This is a genomic window from Roseomonas nitratireducens, assembly GCF_017813355.1.
Lineage (GTDB): Bacteria > Pseudomonadota > Alphaproteobacteria > Acetobacterales > Acetobacteraceae > Neoroseomonas > Neoroseomonas nitratireducens.
Genome location: NZ_JAGIYZ010000025.1, coordinates 25,097 through 46,706, shown reverse-complemented (window position 1 = coordinate 46,706; position 21,610 = coordinate 25,097). Strand labels below are relative to the sequence as shown.

General features: G+C 71.4%; 20 protein-coding genes. 8 read left to right on the top strand and 12 right to left on the bottom strand.

Translation table 11 applies throughout. From position 1 onward, the window contains the following. Positions 1 to 25: 25 nt before the first annotated feature. Genes J5Y09_RS20370 through coaE form a run of 4 tightly spaced genes read left to right on the top strand, consistent with a single transcriptional unit; the run spans position 26 to position 3,240 of the window. Positions 26 to 988: a Bug family tripartite tricarboxylate transporter substrate binding protein gene (locus tag J5Y09_RS20370; RefSeq protein ID WP_209353695.1), complete on the top strand. Its 963-nt coding sequence runs from the start codon at positions 26 to 28 to the stop codon at positions 986 to 988. Beyond that, positions 985 to 1,758, top strand: coding sequence for a GNAT family N-acetyltransferase (locus J5Y09_RS20365; protein ID WP_209353694.1), 774 nt, complete (start codon positions 985 to 987; stop codon positions 1,756 to 1,758). Before J5Y09_RS20370 ends, J5Y09_RS20365 begins: the two co-directional genes overlap by 4 nt. Before the next feature lie 34 nt (positions 1,759 to 1,792). Beyond that, the gene (locus J5Y09_RS20360; protein ID WP_432761242.1) at positions 1,793 to 2,647 is read left to right on the top strand and encodes a shikimate dehydrogenase; all 855 of its coding nucleotides are present in this window, start codon (positions 1,793 to 1,795) and stop codon (positions 2,645 to 2,647) included. After that, on the top strand, positions 2,644 to 3,240 hold the full coding sequence (gene coaE / locus J5Y09_RS20355; protein WP_209353693.1) for a dephospho-CoA kinase: 597 nt from the start codon (positions 2,644 to 2,646) through the stop codon (positions 3,238 to 3,240). The genes J5Y09_RS20360 and coaE overlap by 4 nt, the downstream gene beginning before the upstream one ends. Before the next feature lie 4 nt (positions 3,241 to 3,244). Here coaE and J5Y09_RS20350 read toward each other — a convergent pair whose 3' ends face one another. From J5Y09_RS20350 to hemE, 3 genes are read right to left on the bottom strand one after another with little or no spacing between them, the layout of a single operon-like run. Continuing rightward, on the bottom strand, positions 3,245 to 3,439 hold the full coding sequence (locus tag J5Y09_RS20350) for a hypothetical protein (protein ID WP_209353692.1): 195 nt from the start codon (positions 3,437 to 3,439) through the stop codon (positions 3,245 to 3,247). Then, positions 3,440 to 4,138 (bottom strand): DNA polymerase III subunit epsilon, encoded by a 699-nt coding sequence (gene dnaQ, locus J5Y09_RS20345; RefSeq protein WP_408904074.1) that lies wholly within the window; start codon positions 4,136 to 4,138, stop codon positions 3,440 to 3,442. Beyond that, positions 4,138 to 5,196: a uroporphyrinogen decarboxylase gene (gene hemE / locus J5Y09_RS20340; RefSeq protein WP_209353691.1), complete on the bottom strand. Its 1,059-nt coding sequence runs from the start codon at positions 5,194 to 5,196 to the stop codon at positions 4,138 to 4,140. Before hemE ends, dnaQ begins: the two co-directional genes overlap by 1 nt. A 297-nt stretch (positions 5,197 to 5,493) precedes the next feature. Here hemE and J5Y09_RS20335 point away from each other — a divergent pair, with 297 nt between their 5' ends. Together J5Y09_RS20335 and J5Y09_RS20330 are read left to right on the top strand one after the other, a co-directional pair. After that, on the top strand, positions 5,494 to 6,396 hold the full coding sequence (locus J5Y09_RS20335) for a pyruvate, water dikinase regulatory protein (RefSeq protein ID WP_209353690.1): 903 nt from the start codon (positions 5,494 to 5,496) through the stop codon (positions 6,394 to 6,396). Further along, positions 6,393 to 7,004, top strand: a complete 612-nt coding sequence (locus J5Y09_RS20330) for a Maf family protein (protein WP_209353689.1) — start codon at positions 6,393 to 6,395, stop codon at positions 7,002 to 7,004. The genes J5Y09_RS20335 and J5Y09_RS20330 overlap by 4 nt, the downstream gene beginning before the upstream one ends. A gap of 8 nt (positions 7,005 to 7,012) precedes the next feature. Here the strand turns inward: J5Y09_RS20330 and J5Y09_RS20325 are convergent, their stop codons facing one another. The 3 genes from J5Y09_RS20325 to J5Y09_RS20315 form a co-directional block, all read right to left on the bottom strand. Beyond that, positions 7,013 to 9,331 carry a S8 family serine peptidase gene (locus J5Y09_RS20325; protein ID WP_209353688.1) on the bottom strand — a complete coding sequence of 773 codons (2,319 nt, stop codon included), beginning with the start codon at positions 9,329 to 9,331 and terminating at the stop codon, positions 7,013 to 7,015. Between the two features lie 91 nt (positions 9,332 to 9,422). Then, the gene (locus J5Y09_RS20320; protein WP_209353687.1) at positions 9,423 to 9,749 is read right to left on the bottom strand and encodes an AzlD domain-containing protein; all 327 of its coding nucleotides are present in this window, start codon (positions 9,747 to 9,749) and stop codon (positions 9,423 to 9,425) included. Further along, positions 9,736 to 10,431: an AzlC family ABC transporter permease gene (locus J5Y09_RS20315; protein ID WP_209353686.1), complete on the bottom strand. Its 696-nt coding sequence runs from the start codon at positions 10,429 to 10,431 to the stop codon at positions 9,736 to 9,738. Before J5Y09_RS20315 ends, J5Y09_RS20320 begins: the two co-directional genes overlap by 14 nt. Positions 10,432 to 10,523: 92 nt before the next feature. Here J5Y09_RS20315 and J5Y09_RS20310 point away from each other — a divergent pair, with 92 nt between their 5' ends. Beyond that, complete coding sequence (locus J5Y09_RS20310) at positions 10,524 to 11,765, top strand: MFS transporter (protein ID WP_209353685.1); 1,242 nt, start codon at positions 10,524 to 10,526, stop codon at positions 11,763 to 11,765. A 494-nt stretch (positions 11,766 to 12,259) separates the two neighbouring features. After that, positions 12,260 to 13,429, top strand: a complete 1,170-nt coding sequence (locus tag J5Y09_RS20305) for a Hint domain-containing protein (protein WP_209353684.1) — start codon at positions 12,260 to 12,262, stop codon at positions 13,427 to 13,429. Between the two features lie 135 nt (positions 13,430 to 13,564). Here the strand turns inward: J5Y09_RS20305 and J5Y09_RS20300 are convergent, their stop codons facing one another. The 6 genes from J5Y09_RS20300 to purH all read right to left on the bottom strand — a co-directional run bounded on the left by J5Y09_RS20300 (position 13,565) and on the right by purH (position 21,244). Then, a complete protein-coding gene (locus J5Y09_RS20300; protein WP_209353683.1) occupies positions 13,565 to 14,737 on the bottom strand; it encodes a M20 aminoacylase family protein in 1,173 nt (390 codons plus the stop codon). 103 nt (positions 14,738 to 14,840) lie between these two features. After that, the gene (locus J5Y09_RS20295; protein ID WP_209353682.1) at positions 14,841 to 16,172 is read right to left on the bottom strand and encodes an aspartate aminotransferase family protein; all 1,332 of its coding nucleotides are present in this window, start codon (positions 16,170 to 16,172) and stop codon (positions 14,841 to 14,843) included. A gap of 36 nt (positions 16,173 to 16,208) precedes the next feature. After that, positions 16,209 to 17,459, bottom strand: coding sequence for a NupC/NupG family nucleoside CNT transporter (locus J5Y09_RS20290; protein WP_209353681.1), 1,251 nt, complete (start codon positions 17,457 to 17,459; stop codon positions 16,209 to 16,211). Beyond that, a complete protein-coding gene (locus J5Y09_RS20285) occupies positions 17,456 to 18,907 on the bottom strand; it encodes a DNA recombination protein RmuC (RefSeq protein ID WP_245217279.1) in 1,452 nt (483 codons plus the stop codon). Before J5Y09_RS20285 ends, J5Y09_RS20290 begins: the two co-directional genes overlap by 4 nt. A 51-nt stretch (positions 18,908 to 18,958) precedes the next feature. Further along, positions 18,959 to 19,567, bottom strand: a complete 609-nt coding sequence (locus tag J5Y09_RS20280) for a carbonic anhydrase (protein ID WP_209353680.1) — start codon at positions 19,565 to 19,567, stop codon at positions 18,959 to 18,961. A gap of 99 nt (positions 19,568 to 19,666) precedes the next feature. Then, positions 19,667 to 21,244, bottom strand: a complete 1,578-nt coding sequence (purH, locus tag J5Y09_RS20275; protein WP_209353679.1) for a bifunctional phosphoribosylaminoimidazolecarboxamide formyltransferase/IMP cyclohydrolase — start codon at positions 21,242 to 21,244, stop codon at positions 19,667 to 19,669. Positions 21,245 to 21,610 lie beyond the last annotated feature (366 nt).

The window sequence follows — 21,610 nt, the reverse complement described above, 5'->3', positions numbered from 1 at the left end:
TCCCGACCGGGGAGACGCCGTCCGCATGCCAGGGATCGCGCGCCGAAGCTTCGTCCTCGGCGCCATCACCCTGCCCGCCATCGCCCGCCCGACCGGCGCCGCCTGGACGCCGGGCGGCCCGGTTGCGCTCATCGTTCCCTTCGCCGAGGGCGGGTCGAACGACGATGTCATGCGGGCGATCGCCGAGGCCGCCGGGGCGCGGCTCGGCCAGCCGATCCGCGTGCAGAACAAGCCTGGGCGCGGCGGGGTCCGCGCCATCGCCGCGCTGGCTTCCGCGCCCTCGGACGGGCGGCTCGTCGCGCAATTGCCGTACTCGGCGATCCGCACCGCGCTTCTGGAAGGCCTGCCCTTCGAGGCGGAGCGGGACGCGACGCCCATCCTCGGCCTCGCCGGCAGCGCCTATGGCGCCATCGCCAAGGCTGACCGCTTCCCCGATGGCTGGGCCGGCTTCCTGCGGGAAGCGCGCGAGAAGCCGGGCACGCTGTCCTACGGCACGCCGGGCGTGAACTCGACGCCGCACCTGACCATGGCGCGGCTGCTGCTGCGCGAACGCATCCAGGCGGTGCATGTCCCCTTCCGCGGCACGATGCACGGCGCGCGCGCCGTGGTGGCCGGCGACGTGGACATCATGGCCGGCCCGGTCCGCATCGGCGCGCTGGTGCAGGATGGCGAGGCTGCCTGGATGCATGTCTGGAGCGCGCAGCGCCTGCCCCGCTGGCCCGACGCGCCGACGCTGCGGGAACTCGGCTATCGCCTGACCGTCACCGCGCCCTTCGGCATCGTCGCCCCGCCGGGCCTTCCCGCGGAGGCCGCGACGGCGCTGCACGATGCCTTCCTGGCCGCGCTGCGCACGACCGAGGTGCGCGCCATGCTGGAACGGCACGACATGACCGAGGATTACCGCGACGGCGGTGCCTATACCGCCTTCCTCGCCGAGACGGCGCGGATGGAGGAGATGCTGATCGGCCGGCTCGGCCTGCAGCCGTGACTCCGCCCGACGTGGCGGCGCTGGAACGCGCGACGCTGACCTGCGTGCCCGCCCCCCGCACCGGCTTCGACGGGCCCTTCGTGGTCCGCGCCTTCGCCGGCGGCACGGGGCGCGCCAATGCCGCCTCCTCGCTCGACCCCTCTCCCCATCCTGATCTCGAGACGCGGATCGCGCGGATCGAGGCGCGCTACGCGGCGCTCGGCATGCCCCCGCGCTTCCGCTCCACGCCGCTCGACCCGCCGGGGCTGGCCGCGCTGCTCGCCGGGCGCGGCTATGTGGAAAAGGACGAGACGGCGATCCTGCTCGCCCCGGTCGCCGCGATCGCAAGGCCAGACGCTGCGGCCGAGGCCCTGGCGGCGCCCGACGCCGACTGGATGGCGGTGACCGCGACGGCCGAGCACCAGACGCCCGCCCGGCGGCGGGAGAAGGAAGGCACGCCGCCGCTGCTGACCGTGCCCGGCGCCTGGATCACGGTGCGGGAGGATGGCGCGGCGGCGTCGGTCGCCTCGGTCGTCGCATCCGGCCCGCTCGCCGCCTATTTCGACCTCGCCGTGCGGCCGGAGCATCGCCGCAAGGGCCTCGCCGCCCGGACCGTCCGCGCCGCGGCCGACTGGGCGGCGCGGCAGGGCGCGACATGGCTGTTCTGCCAGGTGGCGACGACCAACGCGCCCTCCCTGGCGCTCAATCGCGGCCTCGGCCTCGTGGAGGCCTATCGCTACCGCTACTTCGTCCGCGCGGCGGACGCGCTGCCCGCGTTGCGCTTCGGCTGAGGCCATGCCCGCCCTTGCCAGCGGGCCGCCGGCGATGCTTGCTCCCGACATGCGCCTGCTCACCGGTCACGCGCGCCTCGCCGGGGTTCTCGGCTGGCCCGTTTCGCATTCCCGATCCCCGCGCCTGCACGGCACATGGCTCCAACGCCATGGCATCGACGGCGCCTATGTGCCGCTGCCGGTGCATCCGGACCGTTTCGCGACGGCGGTGCGGTCGCTGGTCGATCTCGGCTTCCGCGGCGCCAATGTCACGATCCCGCACAAGGAAGCCGCCTTTGCCGTATGCGATACGGTCGACGCCACGGCGCGGCGGGCCGGGGCGGTGAACACGCTGGTCTTCGAGGATGGGCGCATCACCGGGTCGAACACGGATGGGTTCGGCTTCGTGGAATCGGTCAAGGCCGGCGCGCCCGGCTGGTCGCCCGCGCGGGGCCCAGCCGTGCTGCTGGGCGCCGGCGGCGCGGCCCGGGCCGTTGCCGCCGCGCTGCTCGATGGCGGATGCCCGCGCGTCACGCTGGTGAACCGCAGCGTGGCGCGAGCGGAAGCCTTGGCGCGCGACCTCGGTGGCCCGATCGCGGTGGCCGACGCGCCGCCGCTCTCCGACGCTGCGCTGCTGGTGAACACCACTTCCCTCGGCATGCAGGGACAACCGCCGCTTGCCATCGACCTCGCGCCTCTCTCGCCCGCCTCGGTGGTCGTCGACATCGTCTATGTGCCGCTGGAGACGCCCCTGCTGGCGGCCGCGCGGGCGCGTGGCCTGGTCGCCGTCGATGGGCTCGGCATGCTGCTGCACCAGGCGCGGCCCGGCTTCGAGGCCTGGTTCGGCGTCGCACCCGTCGTGGACGCGGCGCTGCGGGAGGTGGTTGCCGCGGACATCCCGCCGCGATGATCGTCATCGGCCTCACCGGCGGGATCGGGATGGGCAAGTCCACCGCCTCGGCCACCTTCCGGCGGCTCGGCGTGCCGGTCTTCGACGCGGATGCGGCGGTGCACAGGCTGCAAGGGCGGCGCGGCCGCGCCGTCGCGCCGATCGGCGCGGCCTTCCCCGGCAGCGTGCGCGATGGCCAGGTGGATCGGGAAGCGCTGCGTGCCGCGGTGCTCGGACAGCCGGATGCGCTGACGCGGCTGGAACGCATCGTCCATCCGCTGGTGCGGGACGAGGAACGACGCTTCCTCGCGACCGCCCGGCGCGCGGCGCGCCGCATGGTGGTGCTCGACGTGCCGCTGCTGCTGGAGACGGGCGGCCAGAAGCGCGTCGACCGCGTCGTGATCGTCTCCGCGCCGGACGCCGTGCAGCGGGCCCGGGTGTTGCGCCGCCGCGGCATGACCGAGGAGCGGCTTGCCGCGATCCGCGCGCGGCAGATGCCCGATGCCGAGAAGCGCCGCCATGCCGATGCGGTGATTCCGACCGGCCTCAGCCGCTTCTTCGCCCAGGCCGCGATCCGGCGGTTGGTGCGGCGCCTGCGCGACGCGCCGGCCTAGAGCTTCAGCGGCGCGCCAGCCAGGCCCCGAGGATCGCGCCCGCGACGCCGCCCAGCGGGCCCATCAGGAAGATGGCGCCCATGGCGAAGGCGCCTTCCCGCCGGCTGACCCCCGCCAGTTCGCCATAGGTCAGTGCCGCGGCCGAGGTCGCGATCCAGCCGAGCACGAAGCCGAGCAGCAGGCCGAGGAAGACCCGCATTCACGCCTCCGGCGCAAAGGGGGGCTTCAGCCAGATCGCTTCCTTCAGCTTGGACGCGACGAAGCCCTGATGCGCCGCGGCCCGGTCATCCGGGACGGCGATCGGGCGCGCGGTCCAGGACACGGCCTCCCCATCCACCAGCACGGGCCCGTTGCCGGCGAGCGCGGCCGCGAGTTCGAAGCCCGGCTGCTTGCCGCCCATCAGCTCGAGATAGACCTCGGCCAGCAGCTTGCAGTCGAGCACCGCGTTGTGGGAGGTGCGCATCGAGTTGTCGATGCCGAGCCGCCGGCACAGCGCATCCAGGCTGTTCGGCATGCCCGGATAGCGCTGCTTCGCCATGTCCAGGCTGTCGACCATGCGCGATCGATCGAGCGGCTTCCGCCCGCAGCGCAGCAGCTCCGCATCCAGGAAGCCGAAGTCGAAGGGCGCGTTGTGGGCGATGATCGGGGAGTCGCCGAGGAAGGCGAGCAGGTCCTCGGCGACCTCCTCGAAGCCCGGCTTGCCTTCGAGGTCGGCATTGGTGAAGCCATGGACGCGCGTGGCTTCCGCCGGGATGTCGCGCTTCGGGTTCACCAGCCGGTGGAAGCTGGCGCCGGTGGGGAGAAGGTTGACCAGCTCGACCGCGGCGACCTCGATCACGCGGTCGCCCTGCAGCGGGTCGAGGCCCGTCGTCTCCGTGTCCAGCACCACCTGCCGCATCAGGCGGACCGCAGCAGCCGCATCAGGCTCGTCACGTGCTCCGGCGGCGTCTGCGGCACAATGCCGTGGCCGAGGTTGAAGATGTACGGACGCCCGCGCATCGCCGCGAGGATCGACCGTGTCTCGGCTTCCAGCGCCGCGCCACCGGCGACCAGCGCCAGCGGATCGAGGTTGCCCTGCAGGGCCATCGTCTCCGGCACGGCCTGCGCGGCCCAGCGCGGATCCATCGAGGTGTCCATCGCCACAGCGTCGACGCCGGCCCGCGCCGCGTAGTCGGCCAGCAGCGGCCCGGCGAGCCGCGGGAAGCCGATCACCGGGATGCCCGGGCACCGCCGCCGCAGCGTGCGCAGGATCGACGCCGTCGGCTCGATCACCCAGCGGCGGAACTGGCCGGGGGAGAGCATGCCGGCCCAGGAATCGAAGATCATCAGGCTCTCGGCGCCTGCTTCCACCTGAGCAACGAGGTATTCCGCCGTCGCTTCCTGCAACGTGCGGATCAGCCGCCCGAACAGCGCCGGGTCGGCGTAGGCAAGGCCGCGCGCGGCGGGGAATTCCTTCGATCCCTTCCCCTCGAGCATGTAGCAGGCGACGGTGAAGCAGCCGCCGGCGAAGCCGATCAGCGTGGTGCGCGGCGCCTCGGCCGCCAGGCCTTCGCGCACCCGCGCGACGGTCTCCATGATCGGGGCCGAGCGCGCCACCACCACGGAAGGATCGAGCGCTGCGATCGCGTCGGCGTCGCGCAGCGGCTCGAGCAGCGGGCCTTCGCCCTCGGCGAAGCGGAGCGGCTGGCCGAGCGCCCAAGGCACCATCAGGATGTCGGAGAACAGGATCGAGGCTTCCATCCCGTAGCGCCGGATCGGCTGGAGCGTGACCTCGGCCGCGAGCTGCGGGTTGGTGCAGAGGCTGACGAAGTCGCCGGCCTGGGCCCGGACCTCGCGGTATTCGGGCAGGTAGCGCCCGGCCTGGCGCATCAGCCAGGCAGGGGGCGGCCAGACGGCTTCGCCGGCGAGGGCGCGCAGCAGGGGCTTGGCCTGGGGTGTCGTGCGATCGGCTTCCATGCCCAACCCTTCGCAAAGAAAAGGGTTTTAAGGAAGGCTGGGATAGGTGTTGGGCCTGTGGATAAGGAGGACGCAGCCTGTCCCGGTTCGCTCCACAGGCCTGCCCACAGGCGGGATCAGGCCAGGACCGACGGAATTCCTGGCCCCGAAGCCATTCACCCCGGATCGGCACATGGGGTCGCCCGATCCGTCCCTTGGTCCAGCGACGCGCCGGCTGTTCCCTCCCATCCACCGATGGGGCTACCAGGGGGTGAAACCGTCCCCGTCATCCACAGCAATCCACGCTATTCTCCACCCATGCATGCACGGCAGATCAACCTGCACCTGGTCTCGGACTCGACAGGCGAGACGCTCAACTCGATCGCGCGGGCGACGCTCGCGCGCTTCGAGAACCACCATGTGATCCACCATCGCTGGTCGCTGGTGCGGTCCCGCCTCCAGCTCGACAGGGTGCTGGAGGGGATCGAGCACGAGCCGGGGCCGGTGCTTTACACCCTGGTCGATTCCAGCCTGCGGCTGGCGCTGGAGGAGACCTGCGGGCGGCTCGGCCTGCCCTGCTTCTCCCCGCTCGATCCCGTGATGGACCTCCTTCAGGGCGCGATCGGCGCGCGGGCGAAGGAAAAGCGGGCGGCCCAGCATGTGATGGATGCCGACTATTTCCGCCGCATCGACGCCATGCACTACGTGCTGTCCCATGACGACGGGCAGGGCACGCTCGGCATCCGCGATGCCGACGTGGTGCTGGTGGGCGTGTCCCGCAGCAGCAAGACGCCGACCTGCTTCTACCTCGCGAACAGGGGCATCAAGGCGGCGAACGTGCCGCTCGTGCCCGGCGCGGCGCTGCCGGACGCGCTGGAAAACCCACCCTGCCCGGTGGTCGGGCTGCATATCGAGGTGAATGCGCTGATCGACATCCGCCGCCACCGGCTGAAGATCATCGGCGCCGCCGGCGTGCGGCAGGACGCGACCGACTACATCGACCCCGAGGCGGTGAAGGCCGAGATCGTCACCGCGCGCCGGCTCTGCACTGCCCGCGGCTGGCCGGTGATCGACGTGACGCGGCGCAGCATCGAGGAGACGGCGGCCACTGTGCTGCAACTCATGGAGGCCTGGCATGCCCGCCGGAAGGACGGCGCGCAGCCGCATGAGCCGGAGGATCCCGCCGCCGCGGTGCTCAGCCAGCGGCCCGCCACGCCATGATCCAGGCGGAAGACCCCCCGCTGATCCTCGCCTCGGCATCCGGCGCGCGCCGCGCTGTGCTTGAGGGCGCCGGGCTGCGCTTCACCGCCCAGGCCGCGGCGGTGGACGAGGCGACGATCAAGGAATCCGCCCAGGCCGAGGGCATTCCGCCAGCCGATGCCGCGCTGATACTGGCCGATGCCAAGGCCGAGCGCATCGCCCGCCGCGCGCCGGATGCCCTGGTGATCGGCTGCGACCAGCTCCTGGTCTGCGACGGCGCCTGGTTCGACAAGCCCGCGGATGCGGAGGCCGCTCGAGACCATCTGCGCCGCCTGCGGGGCAAGTCCCATGACCTTGTGACTGCCATCGTCTGCCATCGCCATGGCGGGCGGGTCTGGCAGCATGTCGCGACCCCGCGGCTGGCGATGCGCGCGTTCTCCGATGCATTCCTCGACGCCTATCTCGCCCTCGAGGGCGAGCAGGTGACGCAATCGGTCGGTGCCTATCGGCTCGAGGGCCCGGGCGTGCAGCTGTTCAGCCGCGTGCAGGGGGAACATGCGGCGATCCTCGGCCTCCCGCTGCTCCCCTTGCTCGACTTCCTCCGCCAGCACCGCGTCCTGATGGGCTGACCCCTGGGTCAGGCCCAGATCAGGTCGCTGCCGGACAGGCGCGTGACGCCCGACAGGATCGCGATGAGCTCGTCCGAGGCATCGAGCCAGCCATTCATGTTGCCGTCGACGAAGATGCCGAGGCCGCGGTCGTTGCCCGCCTGGGTGCGCGCCGCGATGTAGATCATCGGATCGTCCGAAAGCTGCAGCCGGTCCGTGCCACGGGCGAAATCCGAAATCACGGCATAGTCGCCCCGCCCGCCGGAACCGGCGTTGCCGTCGTCGTAGAAGACCCCGCGGGCATCACCCAGGACAAAGATGTCGCTGCCGGCGCCGCCGGACATGCGGTCGACCGTGCCCCTACCGAGCGTGCCATCGGCGCCGGGAATGCCCGTCAGCACATCGGCATCGGAGGTGCCGCGCAGCACGTCGCTGCGCGCCGTGCCCGTGATCTTGTTCGGTCCGGAGGAGATCGTCGCGGTGAAGGCGGCGGAGGCACTGCCCACGGCACCGGAGACATCCTCGACCCGCACCGTCCAGCCATGCGTGCCGTCGGCGACCGCATTCGCCTCGGTGAAGGTCCAGCGCGTGCCGCCGCTGCCCGTGGTCCAGGACGCCGTGCCGACGCTGATCCCGTCGCGGTAGACGGCCAGCCGCTCGCCCGCTTCCAGCGCGCCGGACAGCGTGCCTGTCAGCGTCGGGGTGGCATCGTCCGTCGTGCCGCCACTCGTGATCGTGCCCTTCCAGCGCCCGACATTGTCGCGCAGCCCGGTGATGGCGGCCGTTTCGTCGGCGACCGGCGTCGTGACCGGCGGCTCGCTGCCACCGGGGATGTCGCGCGAGATCAAGGCCCCGATATCGAGCCGCCCGCCGGTCGCGACCTTGCCGGCGACGGACGACGTCGCCGCCGCAGTCTCGAGCAGCGCGGCGCGCAGCTGCGCGCCCGTCGCGCCGGGGTTGAGCGCGGCTTCCAGCACCAGCGCGCCGGTCACGTGCGGCGTCGCCATCGAGGTGCCGTTGTAGGTGCCATAGGTGCCGGCGAGCAGCGTCGAGGTGATGCCCACGCCAGGTGCGGCGATGTCCACGGTCGTCGCGCCGTAGTTGGAGAAGGAGGCGAGCCCGCCGCTGGAATTCAGCGCGGCGACGCCGATCACCGCCTCATAGCCGGCGCTCGCGCTCGTGCTGAGGTTGGACGGCCAGTTGGCGACGGAATCGTTGTTGTCGCCGATGCCGTCCCCGCCGCCATTGCCGGCCGCGGCGACGAACAGCACGTCCGCCCGCGCCCCGCGCGCGACCGCGTCCGACAGCGCCTGGGAATAGCCGCCGCCGCCCCAGGAATTGTTGGTGGCGAGGAAGTTCTCGCCCGAGGATGCCGTGCGCGCCATGCCGGTGAAGTAGTCGAGCGCCATGACGGCAGAGGAGGTCATGCCCGACCCGTTCGCCGCGAGGAATTTCAGCCCGGCCATCTGCACGTTCCAGGCGACGCCGGCCACGCCCGCGCCATTGCCGCCGATCGCGCCGATCGTGCCGGCCACATGCGTGCCGTGGCCGTTGTCGTCGAGCGGGTCGTTGTCGTTGTTGACGAAGTCCCAGCCGACGAGGTCGTCGCGATAGCCGTTGCCGTCCTCGTCGATGCCGTTCTCCCAGCGCGTGTCGGTCAGCAGGTCGCCGGCATCGATCCGGCCATTGCCGTTGCCGTCGCGGACATGCGCGGCGTTCGCCCCGTTGTTGAGATCGCGGAAGGTGATGAGCCCGTCGGCGTCGACATCCGCCAGCGCGGCCTTGAGCGCCGAGGAGATCTCCTTCTGGTTCAGCCAGACATTCAGGTAGAGATCGGCATGGCGGTAGTCGATGCCGGTGTCGACGATGCCGACCACCTGCTTCATCGAGCCGGTCGCGCCGGCGGCCCAGGCCTCGCCCGCCTGGCTGCCGAAGGCGTTCCGCACCGGGGTGGTGTCGCCATACATGCCCCACAGGCCGCCATTCACATAGGTCGGGTCATTGCTGGTGGCGGCGATGGTCAGCATCGCGTCGGGCTCCGCCGCCGCGACGCCGGGCCGGCCGGCCAAATCCGCCGCCGACATGCCTTCGGCCGGCGTGACGCGCAGCACCAGCCCATCCGCCGCGCCGGGCTCCGGCACAAAGACCGGGGTGGCATCGGTGGCGCCGATGGCATCGAGCGCCGCCGCGATCTCGGCCGGGCCGGCCTCCGGGGCGAAGGTGACGAGGATCTCGGCCGGCGGTTCCGCCGGCGCTTCCGCCGCGCCGGGCGGAAGGAAGGGATCGGCCAGGGGGTTCGCCAGCGGGTCCGGGAGCGGGGAGAGAAGCTGCTGCGGCCGCGGCGACATGGCGGAACTCCGGTGGCGTTCGGCGCGGCGGGTCCGCGCATCCGCCATCGGTGTAGCCAGCCAATGGTTAAGGGACGTTAAGCGCCGCTCATCATCCCTGAAGCACTGCACGCACCAGCAGCATCGCCGCGAGGCCCGCGAGGAGCGAGGGCAGCAGCCGTCGCCGGCTGGCGAGGCAGGTCGCCACGCCCACGGCGAGCCCGGCCAGCCGCGCGGCGAGCGGCACCTCCGCCAGCGCCCCCGCCGGGGCCACGATGGCCAGCGCCACGAAGGCGGCGAGCGTCGCCTGCGCCACCGCCGTCGCCCAGGCGATCGCCGGATGGTCTACCGACAACCCGCCCGCAAGCCATACGCCGGCCAGCCGCAGCGCCAGGCAGGCGAGCGCCGTCAGCAGCAGGGCAAGGTCAGCCGGCGGCACGGCGCCGCCCGAGCAGGAAGGCCGCGGTGCCGCCGACGATGCCGGCGGCGAGCAGCGCCATCGAGGCCGGCAGGATCAGCGCCAGCGAGGCCGCCGCCGCGCCGCACAGCACCGCCCGGCGCGGCGCCGGCCGGTCGAGATCCGCCGCCAGCAGCAGCGCGTAGTAGAGCGGATTGACGAAGAGCAGCGCCGCCCGCGCCTCCTGCCCCAGCGCGCCGGCCAGGAAGAAGCCGGCCAGCGCCGCGCAGCCGGCGACGATCCAGGATGTCAGCCCGAAGCCGAGGAACCAGGACAGCCGGTCGGCGCGTTCCACCCCCGGCAGCGCGCGCATCGCGGCGGCCCACGGCGTGACCGCGATGAAGGGCACGGCGGGCAGCAGCCGTCCGCGCGGGCCGTGGGCGAGCACGGGCGCGAGCGAGACCGCCATCGGCAGGAAGCGGGCATTCACCGCGATGGCGCCCATCACGGCCGCGCCGATGCCGCCCGCCCAGCCCGTGGCCGCCGCCTGCACGAGTACCAACTGCCCCGGCATCCCGTAGATGCCCCAGCAGGCGAGCAGCGCCCAGCCGGCCGACAGCCCCGCTTCCCGCACCGCCGCGCCGAAGGCGAGGAAGGTGGCCGCCATGGCGACGCCCGGGGCGGCGAGCGCCTCTCGCAGGCCGGGGAGGAAGGCAGGAAACACGCCGGGAGGGTGGCATGCGCCGGGCGCATCGTGGAGAGGCGTGTCACGAGGCGCGTGCCGTGGCTATGCTCGGACCAGCGAGAGGAAGCGCCATGGACCGGGCCCTGCGCCAGGTGGTGTTCATCAATGCCGCCCACACCTTCACCCATTACTGCCTGCTGATCCTCGCCACCGCCGTGCTGGCGATGGTGACGCAGGAACGGGAGCGGTTCGGCGGGGACTACGGCCCGATCCTGGCGCTGGGGACGGCGATGTTCGTCACCTATGGCCTCGGCGCGCTGCCGATGGGCTGGCTTGCCGGGCGCTTCGGGCGACGGGTGCTGATGACGGCCTTCTTCCTCGGCACCGGCTTCTTCATGGCCGTCGCGGGGATGATGGACAGCCCGGTTTCGATCGGCGTCGCGCTCGGGCTGATGGGCTGCTTCGCGGCGATCTACCACCCGATCGGCACGGCGGTGCTGGTCGAGGCCGCGGGCGACCGCGTCGGCCGCGCCATGGGGATCAACGGCGTGTTCGGGAACCTCGGCGTCGCGACGGCGCCGATCGTGACCGCCTTCGTCGCCGCAGCACTCGGCTGGCGCTGGTCCTTCATCATCCCCGGCGTCGCCTGCTTCGCGGTCGGGCTGCTGTACATGCGCGAACCGGAATTCGACGCGGTCAAGGCGGGCGGCGGCGCCCGGGCCTTCCCGCCCATCCCGCGCGCCATCGTCCGCCGCGCGGTGCTGATCCTGCTGTCGATCGCCGCCGTCTCGGGGCTGGTGTTCAACGCCTATACGCTGCTGATCCCCAAGCTGATGGAGGAACGGCTCGCGGGCAGCCCGGACCTGCTGCCGGTGGTGGGGCTGCTCGCCTTCCTCGCCACCATCTGCGGGGGTGCCACGCAGTACACGGTCGGGCGGATGATCGATTCCCGCACGCTGAAGCGGGTGTTCCTGCCGCTGGGCATCGCGGTGGTGCCGGGGCTGGTGGCGCTGTCCTTCCTCGATGGCTGGGCGGTGCTGCCGGTGGCGGGGCTGGTGGCGGCCTGCGTCTTCGGCCAGGTGACGGTGAACGAGACGATGACGGCGCGCTACGTCGCGCCGGAACTGCGGGCGAAGCTCTATTCCATCCGCTTCACCATCGGCTTCCTGGGGGCGGCCATCGCCTCGCCGCTGGTGGGCTTCCTGCATGAGGCAACGGGCTCGCTCGCTGTCGCGATGCTGGTGCTGGCGGCGGTGGCGGGGGTGACGCTGGTCTGCGCGCTCGCCTTCCCGGACAGGGAGGAGGAGCTGAAGCCCGAGCTCTGGGCCCGCGCGCCGGAGTTTTCCGCCGAACGGGCGCAGCCCGCCGAATAGCGCCGGGGCGTCCCCCACGATCATGTGACTCACGGCGCGCCCATCGTTCCTGCTAACAAATGATTCGTTAGTGGAACTTTTGGGACGGGCCGAGGCGGGTGATCGTCATCGCGTCACATCTGCGGGGCAGCATCGAAGGGCGCATTCGCCCGGCGATGACGGCTGGCCCCGCGGGCGGCGAGGCGATGCTGTGCCTGGGTGAAGCGGCGGCTGTGCCCGAAGCGCCGCCGCGAGACGCTGTCACTGCCGACTTGGCCGAGGGCGCCGCCGTGGCGTTGCCGGGCTGCCGCGCGCGCCGTGCGAGAGGCCGCACGGCACGACCGCCGGCGCGCCGCGCCGGGGCGAAGCGACCCACCGCCAAGGGCGGCCGGGGCCGAGGTTACGGCGCGCCGGGTTCGGCGCGATTCCAAAGGATCGAGATGCAGCGCGCGACCGCGGGATGCGGCGCGCGCGCTTGGCGTTTGGACAGCACTTCGAGGAAGGAGGATTGAGCGATGAGTGGCGTGATCAACGGCAACGGCAACAACAACAATCTCAGCGGCGGAACCGGCGACAACACGATCAACGGCCTCGGCGGCAACGACGTCATCGAGGATCTGGGCGGCAATGACAGGATCGACGGCGGCGCGGGCGCTGACGAGGTCGTCGACAAGGGCACCGGCAACGACACCATCACTGTCGGTGGCAACACCATCGGCACGCTCGACAAGGTCGTGACCGAGGGCGGCAACGACATCATCAACGTCCAAAATGCCGGCGGGAAGGTCGACGTCACGACCGGCGCCGGCGACGATCGGTTCTACTGGGACGGCACGGGCCAGGGCGGCGTCGAGCACAACTTCCAGGCCAATGAGGGCAACGACACCCTCTACTACGGTGGCCCGGGGATGAACGCGGCGCGCTTCCAGGTCACGCTGAACAACGCCTCGGCGGGTCCGGGAGATGGCGGCTTCGTCCGCTACGACGCCAACAACAATGGCGTCTTCACCGATGCGACAGACACGGTGGTCAATTTCCAGAAGTTCGAGAACGTCGTCTTCACCAGCCAGGCCCCGCCCTGCTTCGCCACCGGCACCCGCATCGCCACCACGCGCGGCGAAGTCGCGGTAGAGGACCTCCGCGTCGGCGACCTCGTGCTCACGCCGCGCGCCGGTGCGAAGGTCCAGCCCATCATCTGGATCGGCCATACCCGCGTGAACGTCGCCGCGCATCCGAACCGCGACGCCGTCGCGCCGATCCTGGTCAAGGAAGGCGCGATCGCCGAGGGCGTGCCCCATCGCGACCTGCGCGTCTCGCCCGAGCACGCCTTCTACATCGATGGCCGCCTGATCCCGGCAAAGCACCTGGTCAACGGCAGCAGCATCATCCAGGAAGCCTGGTGCCCGCAGGTCACCTACTGGCACGTCGAATTGCCTGCGCATGCCGTCATCGTCTCGGAAGGCGCGCCGACGGAATCCTACTTCGACGACGGAAGCCGCCAGAACTTCGACAACGGCGCCATCGCCAAGCTGTTCAAGGATTTCGAGAGCCATCGCGGCAATGGCCGCTACGACGCGGAAGCCTGCTATCCGCTGCTGCGCTCCGGCACGCTGCTCGAAATCGTCCGCGGCCGCCTGATGGCCCGCGCGGCGGAACTCGAGCGCCGCGCCCGCGCCATCGGCTGAACGCCGGCGGCCCGACATGACAGGGGCCGGGCGGGGGAATCCCTGCCCGGCCCTTCGCATTTTTCGCCAACCGCCACGCGCGTAGCCAAGGCCCGACGCCCTGGCGACAAAGGTCGAATCCTTGTCGGCGCGGGATCAGCCCCGCGGCATCTCCCGCTCCGCCAGACGCGCGAACAGCGACGACCCCAGCGGAATCAGGTCGTCGTTGAAGTCGAAGCGCGGATTGTGCAGCGAGACGGAGTGCCGCCCGCCATCGCCCTGCCCGATGCCGATGAAGCAGCCCGGCCGCTTCTGCAGCATGTAGGAGAAGTCCTCGGCCCCCATGCGCGGCGGCGCGTTGCGATGCACCTTCGCCGCCCCCAGCACCTGGTCCGCCGCGGCCGCGGCGCGCACCGCCTGCTCCTCGTGGTTCACCGTCGGCGGATAGCCGCGCTGGAAGGAGAGTTCCGCCCGCGCGCCATGGGCCTCCGCGATGGCGCGCACGATGGCGCCGAGCCGCGCCTCGACCATGTCCTGCACCTCCGGCTTGAAGGTGCGGACCGTGCCGTTCAGCTCCGCGATCTCCGGGATCACGTTCCCGGCCGAGCCGGCATGGAACTGGCAGAGGCTGAGCACGGCGGCATCGAGCGGATCCATCGACCGCGAGACGATGGACTGCGCCGCCACCACGATCTGCGCGCCGACCAGCACCGGGTCGATGCAGGTATGCGGGCGGGAGGCATGGCCGCCCTTGCCATGCACCGTGATGGTCACGCGGTCGGCCGCCGCCAGAACCGGGCCGGGGACGACCCGCGCCTCACCCAGCGGCAGTTCCGGGTCGTTGTGCAGGGCGTAGACGGCATCGCAGGGAAAGCGGTCGAACAACCCTTCCTCCACCATCACGCGGCCGCCGCCGCCACCTTCCTCGGCCGGCTGGAAGATGAAGTGGACGGTGCCGTCGAAGTTCCGCGTCTCGGCGAGGTAGCGCGCGGCGCCGAGCAGCATCGTGGTGTGCCCGTCATGCCCGCAGGCATGCATCTTTCCCGGATTGGTGGACCGGTGCGGGACGTCGCTCGTCTCCTGCATCGGCAGGCAGTCCATGTCGGCGCGGAAGCCGATGGACCGCCCGGAATTGCCGTGGCGGAGCACGCCGACGAGCCCTGTCCCGGCGATGCCGCGATGCACCTCGATCCCCCAGGCGGCGAGTTGCTGCGCCACCAGGTCGGACGTGCGGTGTTCCTGGAAGCCGAGCTCCGGATGGGCATGGATGTCGCGCCGCGTGGCGGCGAGCTCGGGCTGGAAGTCGGCGATGCGGTTCAGGATCGGCAAGATGGCGGTTCCCTGGCGGAAGAAGCGTGATGCGGCAGGCTGGCCGCGCGCGGCGGGGCGGTCCAGCCGTGCCGCGTCGATAACCGATATGGCGTGACGTGCGTCACAGGCCGGCGACGGCGGCGTCCACCGCGTCGCCGAAGCGCTCGACGATCATGTCCACCTGCCCGGCCGTCACGACATAGGGGGGCGCGAGGATGACATGGTCGCCATGCTTGCCGTCGATCGTCCCGCCCATCGGGTAGCAGGCGAGGCCGCGCGCGAAGGCTTCGTGCTTCACGCGCTCATTCACCGCCAGCGCCGGGTCGAAGACGGCCTTGGAGGCGTGGTCGCGCACCAGCTCCACCGCCCAGAACAGGCCGCGGCCGCGGATGTCGCCGACCTTGGCATGGTTGCCGAGCCGCTCGATGAGCCCCTGTTCCAGCCGCGCGCCCATGGCGCGGACGTTCTCGAGCAGCTTCTCGTCGCGGATCGCCTCCTGCACCGCCACCGCCGCGGCGCAGGCCACGGGATGCGCCTGGTAGGTGTGGCCGTGCTTGAAGGTGCCGGACCCCTTGGTCAGCGCCTCGATCACCCTTCCATGCACCAGGATGCCGCCGATCGGCTGGTAGCCGCCGCCCAGGCCCTTCGCGATCACCTGGATGTCCGGCGTGATGCCTTCCTGTTCCCAGGCATGCAGCGTGCCGGTGCGGCCCATGCCGGACATGACCTCGTCCAGGATCAGCAGCGCGCCGTGGCGTTCGCAGACCGCCTTCATGGCGGGGAAATAGCCGGGCAGCGCCGTGGCACAGCCGAGCGTCGCACCCACCACCGTCTCGGCGCAGAAGGCGATGACGTTCTGCGGGCCGAGGCGCTGGAACTCGGCCTCCAGCTCCTCCGCCAGCCGCGCGACGTAGTCCGCGTCGCTCTCCCCGTCCCGCCGGTCGCGATAGGCGAAGCAGGGCGAGACATGGCTGAAGGCGTCCGACAGGATCGGCGCATAGGGCGCGCGGCGCATGGCGTTGCCGCCGGCGGCGAGCGCGCCCAGCGTGTTGCCGTGATAGGACTGCCGCCGCGCGATGAACTTGGCCCGCTGCGGCTGACCGCTCTCGATCGCCCATTGCCGCGCGATTTTCAGCGCCGCCTCCATCCCCTCTGAGCCCGACGAGACGAAATAGGCGTGGGTGAGGCCGCCCGGCGCGTGGCCCACCAGCATGTCGGCGAGCCGTTCCGCGGGCTCGGCGCTGAACAGGGCGGTGTGCGCGTAGCAGAGCCGGTCGATCTGCGCCTTCATCGCCGCGACCACATGCGGGTGGCCATGGCCGAGGCAGGCGACGGCCGCGCCGCCCGACCCGTCGATCACCTCATGCCCCGAGGCGTCGCGCAGCCAGATGCCGTGACCCGAGACGGCCACGGGCGGTGCCTGTCGCAAATTGCGGTGGACGATGTGGGTCATGGCGGCGCTCCTCGAAACCGCGATGTTGCCGCGCCTTCAGGGCGAAGTCAGCACCCCGACCACCGCGCCGGTCATGCAGCAGGCGATGGTGCCCGAAATCAGGGATGGCAGGCCGAGCGCCACGATGTCCTTCCGCCGGTCCGGGCACATCGCCGTCATGCCCCCCACCATGATCCCGACCGAGCCCAGGTTGGTGAAGCCGCAGAGCGCGTAGGTGAGGATGAGCCGGGAGCGTTCCGACAGCCCAGCCCCGCCCGACCTTGCGAGGTCGAGGTAGGAGACGAACTCATTGATGATCATCTTGACGCCGAGGGAGGCGCCGACCGTCGCCGCTTCCGCCGCCGGCACGCCCATCGCCCAGGCGACGGGCCATAGCACCCAGCCCATCAGCGCCTGCAGCGTGAAGCCCGTGACCGGTTCCAGCGCCAGGTTGATCAGCGCGACGATCGCCACGAAGACGATCAGCGAGGCCATGATGCCGAGCAGCAGGTTCAGCCCGTCCTGCGTGCCCTGCACCAGTGCGTCCATGCTGCTGTCGTAGAGTTTCTCCGGGATGCCCTCCCCGCCTTCGGTGACACCTTCGCCCGGCGCCGGGGGCATCATCAGCACGGCGGCGAGGATCGAGGCCGGCGCGGCGATCAGGCTCGCGGCCATCAGCTGCCCCGCCGCGTCGGGCACGACGGGGGAGATGATCAGCGCATAGACGACGAGCGTGTTGCCGGAAATGGTGGCGAGCCCCGCCGTCATCACCACGAACATCTCCGCCCGCGTCAGCTTCGCCAGCCAGGCGCGGATCATCAGCGGGGCCTCGACCATGCCGACGAAGACATTCGCCGCGACCGAGAAGCCGGTCGCGCCGCCCAGGCCGAAGAGCCGCCGGAGAACCCCCGCCATGCCCTTCACCACGAAGGGCAGCACGCCCCAGTGGTACAGCACGGCCGACAGCGCGCCGACCACCAGCACCAGCGGCAGCGCCTGGAAGAACAGGATGAAGGAGGCGCCGGGGAAGGGTTCGGCGAAGGGCAGCGGCCCGCCGCCGAGATAGCCGAAGACGAGCGAGGTGCCCGCCTTGGTCGCGGTGGCAAGCGCGTTCACCGCATCCCCCGCCACGCCGAAGGCGGCGCGCACCGGCGGCAGGTTCAGCAGCACCGCGCCGAGTGCCAGTTGCAGCAGCAGCCCGGCCACGACGACCCGCGCCGTGACGCCGCGCCGGAAGCCACCGAGCGCCCAGGCGAGCAGGCAGAGCAGCAGCAGCCCGACCGCCGATTGCAGTTGCAGCATGCTCATGATTCGTCGCCCTCGCCCGGCTGGTCCTCGGCCTCGATCTCGAGCAGCGCGGCGGCGCGGGGCCCGTCCACGGCATCGACGCCGCGCAGTTTGCGGGCCACGGCCCGGGTGCGCACCTGCGCGGCGTCGATGGTGTTGCCCACCACCGTCACCTGCCGCTTCAGCTTGCCCAGCACCTCGTCCATCTTCCCGATCTCGGCCTTGGTGGCGCCGAGCAATTCCCGGACCAGCTCCGCCTTCTCCCCCAGCGCCAGCGTCACATGGCCCATCTGGATGCTGCGCAGCATCGCCGGCAGCAGCGAGGGGCCCAGCACCATGACCCGGTGCATCCGGCCGATCTCCTCGACCGCGCCGGGGATGCGCGCGATCTCGGCATAGAGCCCCTCGGTGGGCAGGAAGAGGACGGCGAATTCCACCGTCAGCGGCGGGCGGATGTATTTCGACGCGATCTTCGCCGCTTCCGCCTTCACCCGCACTTCCAGCGCGCGGCGCGCTGCGCGCTCACCCTCCACGTCGCCCGCCTCGGCGGCGATGACCAGCCGGTCCCAATCCTCGGTCGGGAACTTGGCGTCGACGGGCAGGAAGACCTCCCGCCCCTGCTCGGTCGGCATGCGGATGGCGAATTCCACCGCCTCGGCCGTGTCCTCCGACAGGCGCTTGTTCGTCTCGTAGCTGCCGGGGGGCAGGATGTCGTCGATCAGGCCGCGCAGCTGCGCTTCGCCCCAGCCGCCGCGCGTCTTCACGTTGGAGAACAGGCGCTTGATGTCGACGATCTGGGTCGTGACGGCCTGCACCTCCCCCATCGCCTTCTGCACCGCGGTGAACTGGTCGATGACGCGGGCGAAGCTTTCGGTCATCTGCTTCTCGACGGCCGATTTCAGCTGTTCGTCGACGGTCTTCTGGATCTCGCCGAGCTTCGCCTCATTGCCCTCGCGCAGTTCCTTCAGCTTGACGTCGAGCTGGTCGCGCACGCGGGCGTTCTCCTCTACCAGCGTCTCGCGCAGCTTCGCCAGGCCCTCGGCGAAGGCGAGGCGGATCTCGGCGATGCCCTGCGTCACGTCGCGGCGCAGCAGCGCGGTGTCGTCCTTGTGTTCGGTCAGCGCCTTCACGACGCGCGCGGTATCCTCCGCCAGCCGATCGAGCAGCGCCTTTTCCTGCGCCGCCAGCCGGTCCGCGACGCGGCCCATCCCTTCCCCCAGCGCGCGCGTCTGGTCGATCGCGCCGGCATTCACGCGTTCCCCGATCGCGGTCGCTTCGCGGGCAAGCCCGCGCTCGAATTCCGCGGGCAGGGCGGCGATGCGTTCCCCCTGCCGGTCGAGCGCGGCCTGCAGGTCCGTCAGCCGCTGCGCGAGCACGGGATCGCCCGCCGGCCGGCGCAGCAGCAGCACGAGCAGCAACACGCCGATGACGCCGATCGCGCCGAGGATGGCGAGGCTTTCCCCTGGCATCCGGACCCCCCGAATCGAGCCGGGGAGTGTCGCACCGCCGGGCGGGCGGCGTCACGCCTCCGCGGCCGGCCCCGCGCCAGGCAACAGTACGAGCCGCCCGGTGGCGACGCCGAAATGCGCCCCGTGCAGGGCGAGCCGCCCGGCCGCGACCGCCGCCGCCACCCAGGGAAAGGTCATGAGGTTGGCGAGCGAGATGCGCACCGCCTCATGCTCCGCCGCTTCCTGCCGTGCTGCGGGATCGTCGCAGCGCAGCGCGGCGTCGCGCGCCCGGGCGGCGATGCTGATCCAGCCGGCGACGAAGTCCGGCGCCTCGGGCGGCGTGCCTTCCAGCAATGCGCGGATGCCGCCGCACAGCGCATGGCCCACCACGACGATGCGCTCGACCAGCAGCACGCGCACGGCGAATTCGACCGCGGCGCTGGTGCCGTGGAACGCCGCGTCCGGCATGTAGGGCGGCACCAGGTTCGCGACGTTGCGCAGCACGAAGAGCTCGCCGGGTGCCGCGGAGAAGATCATCTGCGGATCGACGCGGCTGTCGGAACAGGCGATGACCATGGTGCGCGGGCGCTGGCCCTGCGCGGCCAGTTCCTCGAACAGCGCCCGCTGCTGCGGCCAGGTCTCCTGCCGGAAGCGGCGGTAGCCGGCGATGAGTTCGTCCACGCGCCTGTTCCTTATCCCTGGTGCCGGGCGCCGCGTGATGGTTTCCAAAGGCCTTTCGGCCTTTGGCGGGGAGGCCTGGAGGGGCAGCGCCCCTCCGGTTCAGTGGCGGAAGTGGCGCATCCCGGTGAACACCATCGCGAGCCCAGCCTTGTCGGCGGCCGCGATCACCTCCGCGTCGCGGATCGACCCGCCCGGCTGGATCACGGCGGTGGCGCCGGCGGAGGCCGCGATCTCGAGCCCATCCGCGAAGGGGAAGAAGGCGTCGGAGGCGACGACGCTGCCTTCGGCGAGCGGGCGCTCGAGCCCCGCCGCCTTGGCCGCGGCCTCGCCTTTCCAGGCAGCGATGCGGCTGCTCTCGGCGCGGTTCATCTGCCCCGCGCCGATGCCCGTCGTCGCGAGGTCCTTCGCGTAGACGATCGCGTTCGACTTCACATGCTTGCAGACGCGGAAGGCAAACAGCAGGTCGGCCATCTCGCTGCGCGACGGTGCGCGCTGCGTCACCACCTTGAGCGTCGCCTCGCTGACCCGCCCCGCATCCCGCGACTGGGCGAGGAAGCCGCCCGCGACCGACTTGAACGCCATGCCCGGCGCGGCCGGGTCCGGCAGGCCGCCGGTGAGCAGCAGGCGCAGGTTCTTCTTCCTCGCGAAGATCGCCTTGGCGGCGTCGTCGGCATCTGGCGCGATTACCACTTCCGTGAAAATGGCCGTGATCTTCTCGGCCGCCGCCGCATCGAGCGGACGGTTCGCGGCCACGATGCCGCCGAAGGCCGAGACCGGGTCGCACAGCAGCGCGCGGTCCCAGGCGGCGGCGAGGTCCGCCGCCACCGCCACGCCGCAGGGGTTCGCGTGCTTGACGATGACGATCGCCGGCCGGTCGAATTCCGCGACGCATTCGAAGGCCGCGTCGGTGTCGTTCAGGTTGTTGTAGGACAGTTCCTTGCCCTGCACCTGGGATGCCGTCGCGATGCCGGGGCGGTTGGTGCCGTCCACGTAGAAAGCCGCCTGCTGGTGCGGATTCTCCCCATAGCGCAGCCCCTGGCGCAGCAGGCCGGGCAGCGCCAGGCGCTGCGGGAAGTCCTGCCCCTGCTGCCGCGCGAACCAGGCGGAGATGGCCGCGTCATAGGCCGCGGTGCGGGCATAGGCCGCGGCGGCGAGGCGCCGGCGCGTGGCCAGCGTGGTGCCGCCCTTCGCCTCGATCTCGGCGCGCACCTCATCCAGGTGTGCGGGTTCGGTCAGCACGGCGACGCCGGCGTGGTTCTTCGCCGCACTGCGGATCATCGCGGGGCCGCCGATGTCGATGTTCTCGATGCAGTCGTCGAAGGAGGCTCCCTGCGCGACCGTCGCCTCGAAGGGGTAGAGGTTGACCGCGACGAGGTCGATGGGGGCCAACCCGTGCTTCTCCATCTGCGCCACGTGCTCGGCCAGGTCGCGACGGCCGAGCAGCCCGCCATGCACCTGCGGCACCAGCGTCTTGACCCGCCCGTCCAGGATTTCCGGGAAGCCGGTGTGCTCGGACACGTCCTTCACCGGCACGCCGGCGTCGCGCAGGGCGCGGGCGGTGCCGCCGGTGGACAGGATCTCGACGCCACGGGCCGCGAGGAAGCGGCCGAACTCGACGAGGCCCGTCTTGTCGGAGACGGACAGAAGGGCGCGGCGGATGGGGAGGAGGTCGGTCATGGCGCGCGCCTTAGACCTGGGCAGGGATGGGCGCAACCGAAGGACGGGGGCGGGGGGAGAATCTCCTCCGTCCTTCCATCTGAGCCGAACTGCGAAACAGCCGTCCTGTGCATGACATGAGGGCCATGTCGCGTCGCATGATATCTGCCCCGCCGGGCATGAGCATGGCGATGACGTCGTCGGCACGTTCGACGCCGGGCGGATCGCCTGGGCCATCTGTCGGCGTGACGCCGATCAGCGCGCGCTGCTTCGGCGTATCCAGTCCCGGCACGTGATGGTGCGCATACAGCATGTACGGAACGACGGTATCGGCCGGGACGTTTCCCGTTCCCCCGGCAGTATAGCCTCGCGCCGCATCAGGCCGTC